The sequence below is a fragment of the Frateuria sp. genome (assembly GCF_013362045.1).
Lineage (GTDB): Bacteria > Pseudomonadota > Gammaproteobacteria > Xanthomonadales > Rhodanobacteraceae > Frateuria_A.
The window spans coordinates 1-4199 of sequence record NZ_JABFWW010000160.1; the positions used below are offsets into that span (position 1 = coordinate 1).

Below are 4199 nucleotides of genomic sequence, written 5' to 3' on the forward strand. Positions count from 1 at the left end.
GCCGGACGGTGCGTTTTTCCACTGCGCTCGGCCGCGCGCTGGAGGCTCACTCACGGGTGCTGCTGGAGGTCGGCCCGCGCGCCACGCTGTCTGCGCTGGCGCGCCAGCAGCCGGGCCCGCGGCAGGGCCGGGTCGTCGCGCTGGCCTCGCTGGCCGATGCGCCGCAGGCCGAACCGGCGGCTTTGCGCGATGCCCTGGGCCGGCTGTGGTGCCAGGGCGTGGCGGTGGATGCGGCGGGCCTCGACCACCGCCGCAACCGCCATCGCGTGCGCCTGCCCAGCTATCCGTTCGAGCGCGTGCGTCATTGGGTCGATGCGCCCGCCGCGTCCGCTACGGCGTCGTCCGCCGTGCATCGGGCTGCCATGCCGCTGCCGGCGTCGGCCCTTTCGTCCGCTGCGTCCGAGGGAGCGTCCATGCCGACCCAGCCTGCACTACCGACGGACCGCCGGCCGCGCCTGCTCGCCCGGCTCAAGGCCGCTTTCGAGGAGGTCGCCGGCATCGAGCTGGCCGACGCCGATCCGGCCGCCCATTTCATCGAACTGGGGCTGGACAGCCTGATGCTGACCCAGGTGGCGCTGCACGTGTCCAAGGCTTTCGGGGTGAAGGTCAACTTCCGCCAACTGATGGGCGAGTGCGCGAGCTTCGAGCGCCTGGCCGCGCTGCTGGACGAACAGCTCCCCGTCGACGCGGTGCCGCCCGCGCCGGCAGCCGTCGCGGTTGCGCAGCCGGCGCTCACGACGGCGCCCGCCGCTCCCGGCAGCTACGTGCAGCAGGTGATCGAGCAGCAGATGCAGCTGATGGCGCAGCAACTGGCGCTGCTTACGGGCGCCGCATCCTCGGTCCCGGTGGCGGCCGCGAGTGCCTCTGTATCTGTGGACGCTGCGGCTCCAGCGGCCGCTGCGCGCGTGCCCGCCGACGAGGAAGCCGCGCTCGCGCACACCCGCTACGACGTCAAGAAGGCGTTCGGCGCGATCGCCCGCATCGACACCGGCAAGTTCGAACTATCGCCGCGCCAGCAGGTGCGACTGGACCGCTTCGTCGAGCGCTACGTGGCGCGCACGCGCAAGTCGAAGGAGTACACCCAGGCGCAGCGCCCGCACATGGCCGACCCGCGCGTGGTCAACGGCTTCCGCCCGCTGCTCAAGGAGATCGTCTATCAACTGGTGATCGAGCGCTCCCAGGGCGCGCACGTGTGGGACCTGGACGGCAACGTATACGTCGATGCGCTCAACGGCTTCGGCATGAGCCTGTTCGGCTGGCAGCCGCCGTTCGTGCTGGAGGCGGTGCGCCGTCAGCTCGAACTCGGCTACGAGATCGGCCCGCAGCACCCGCTCGCCGGCGAAGTGGCGCAGCGGGTGTGCGAGCTGACCGGGCACGAGCGCGCCGCGCTGTGCAACACCGGTTCGGAAGCCGTGCTGGGCGCCTTACGTATCGCGCGCACGGTCACCGGACGCGAAACCGTCGTGCTGTTCACCGGCGCCTACCACGGCATCAACGATGAAGTGATCGTGCGCGGCACGAAGAAGCTGCGCGCGGTGCCGGCGGCGCCCGGCATCCTGCGCAACACCGCCGAGCACGTGCTGGTGCTCGACTACGGCACGCCCGAGTCGCTTGAGATCATCCGCGAGCGCGCGCACGAGCTGGCCGCCGTGCTGATCGAGCCGGTGCAGAGCCGGCGGCCGGATTTCCGCCCGGTCGAGTTCCTCAGGGAGGTGCGCGCGATCACCGCGCAGAGCGGTGCGCTGTGCATCTTCGACGAGATCGTCACCGGCTTCCGCAGCCACCCCGGCGGAACCCAGGCGTTGTTCGGCATCCGCGCGGACCTGGCCACCTACGGCAAGGTGGTCGGCGGCGGCTTCCCGATCGGCGTGATCGCCGGCAAGCGCGAGTACATGGACGCGCTCGACGGCGGCCAGTGGCAGTTCGGCGACGACTCGGCGCCGACCGTGGGCGTCACCTATTTCGCCGGCACCTTCGTGCGCCACCCGCTGGCGCTGGCTGCGGCCCGCGCGGTGCTCGAGCACCTCAGGCACGAAGGCCCGGCGCTGCAGGAGCGCCTGAACGCACGCACCGCCGCGATGGCCGACGAGCTCAACGGATTCTTCGTGGAAGTGGGCGCGCCGATCGCCATCAGGCAGTTCGCCTCGCTGTGGAAGACACAGTTCCTGGAGGAACACCCGCTGCAGGACCTGCTGTTCGCCATGATGCGCAGCCGCGGCGTGCACATCCTGGACAACTTCCCCTGCTTCTTCACCACCGCGCACAGCGAGGCGGACTTCCGGAAGATCACCCAGGCCTACAAGGAATCGGTGCTCGAACTGCAGGAGTCGGAGTTCCTGCCGCGCCACGTACTGCCCGCGCAGGCCGCGATGGATGCGAGCCGCCCGCCGCTGCCCGGTGCGCGGCTGGGCCGGGAGCCGGACGGCCGGCCCTGCTGGTTCGTGCCCAACCCGGACGCGCCCGGCAAGTACATGAAGGTGGTCGAATGAACACGCCGGCGCACCTGCGCAGCGCGGCGCTGGCGGCCGTCGACTACGATCCCTTCGCCCGCCCCGCGCTGGCGCGGGTGGTGCCCAGCACCGAGGCGCAGCGCGAGATCTGGCTGGCCGCGAAGCTCGGCGAGGAAGCGTCGCTCGCCTACAACGAGGCGGTCGCGCTGCATCTGCGCGGACCGCTCGACCGCGCGGCTCTCCAACAGGCGCTGCAGGATCTCGTCGAACGCCATGACGCCTTGCGCGCCACCTTCGGCCCGGATGGCGAAACCTTCTGCGTGGGCGAGCGGATGGATATGGCGCTGGCGCAGACGGATCTTTCCGCGCTGGACGCGGCCGCGCGCGCGACCGCGTTGCAGGAGCGCCGCGCGCGTGCGGTGCGCGAGCCGTTCGCGCTGGAAGCCGGTCCGCTGTTCCGCGCCGAGCTCGTGTGCCTGGGTCCGGCCGATCACGTGCTGCTGCTGTGTGCACACCATCTGGTCTGCGATGGCTGGTCATGGTGGGTGATCGTGCGCGAGCTAGGCACGCTCTATGGCCTGCACAGCGGTGCTGGGGGCGCGCCGCTGGCGCCTGCACCGTCCTTCGCCGACTCCGCGCTGCAACGGGCCGAGCGGCGGGCTCGGCGCGCGACCGCCGCCGACCAGGCATGGTGGGTCGCGCGTTACGCGCAGCGGCCCCCCGTGCTGGACCTGCCCTGGGACCGCCCGCGGCCGGCGCGGCGCACGTTCGCCGCGGGACGCGAGGACCACGCGCTCGACGCCGGGCTGGTCGAGGCGCTCAAGCGCCTGGGTGCGCGCCAAGGCGCCAGCCTGTTCGCCACCCTGCTCGGCAGCTTCGCCGCGCTGCTCGGCCGGCTGGCCGGGCAGGAAGAGGTCGTGGTCGGCATTCCGGCTGCCGCGCAGGCGGGCGAGGGACTGGGTGACCTGGTCGGGCACGGCGTCAACCTGCTGCCGCTACGCTGCGGCGCCGATCCCGCCCAGCCGTTCGCGCGCGTGCTGGAGCTCTCGCGCGACACGCTGCTGGATGCGCTGGACCACCAGCGCTGCACCTTCGGCAGCCTGCTGCGGCAACTGGACGTCGCGCGCGATCCGGCCCGCCTGCCGCTGGTCAGCGTGCTGTTCAACATCGACCAGGCGCTGGACCGGCAGGCCGGCGCGTTCCCCGGGCTGGCGCTGGAGTTCTCCAGCACGCCGCGCGAGTACGAGAACTTCGAGCTGTTCGTCAATGCCGTGCAGGAACGCGGCGGCTTGCGGCTGGAATGCCAGTACAACGCCGGCCTGTTCGATCGCGCCACCGTCCGGCGCTGGCTGCAGGCGTACGAGACGCTGCTGCGTGGAGCGGTCGCGGCACCGCAGACGCCGGTGGGCAGGCTGCCGCTGCTGGATGCGGCCGCGCGTGCAGCGTTGGCCGCACTGCAACCGGCGGCGCGCGCGTTTCCGGTCGCCACCATGCACGGCCCGTTCGAGCGTCAGTGCGATGCATCGCCGGACCGTGCAGCGGTGCGCTGCGGGGCGGTGAGGTTGAGCTACGGCGAGCTGGAGGCGCGCGCCAACCGCATCGCGCACGGCCTGCGGGCGCAGGGCGTGCAGCCGGGGGCGCTGGTGGGCCTCGCGCTGGCGCGCGGGGTGGACCTGCTGGCGGCGGTGCTGGGCACGCTCAAGGCCGGTGCCGGCTACGTACCGCTGGACCCGGGCTTCCCGGCCGAGC

At 72.3% G+C, this 4199-nt stretch carries 2 protein-coding genes; both read left to right on the forward strand.

The genetic code is table 11. The annotated features are described in order from the left end of the window. A partial coding sequence (locus HOQ08_RS07770) for an aminotransferase class III-fold pyridoxal phosphate-dependent enzyme (RefSeq protein WP_291192996.1) occupies window positions 1–2489 on the forward strand: 2489 nt, incomplete at its 5' end. Further along, a partial coding sequence (locus HOQ08_RS07775) for a condensation domain-containing protein (RefSeq protein WP_291192998.1) occupies window positions 2486–4199 on the forward strand: 1714 nt, incomplete at its 3' end. The genes HOQ08_RS07770 and HOQ08_RS07775, both read left to right, overlap by 4 nt.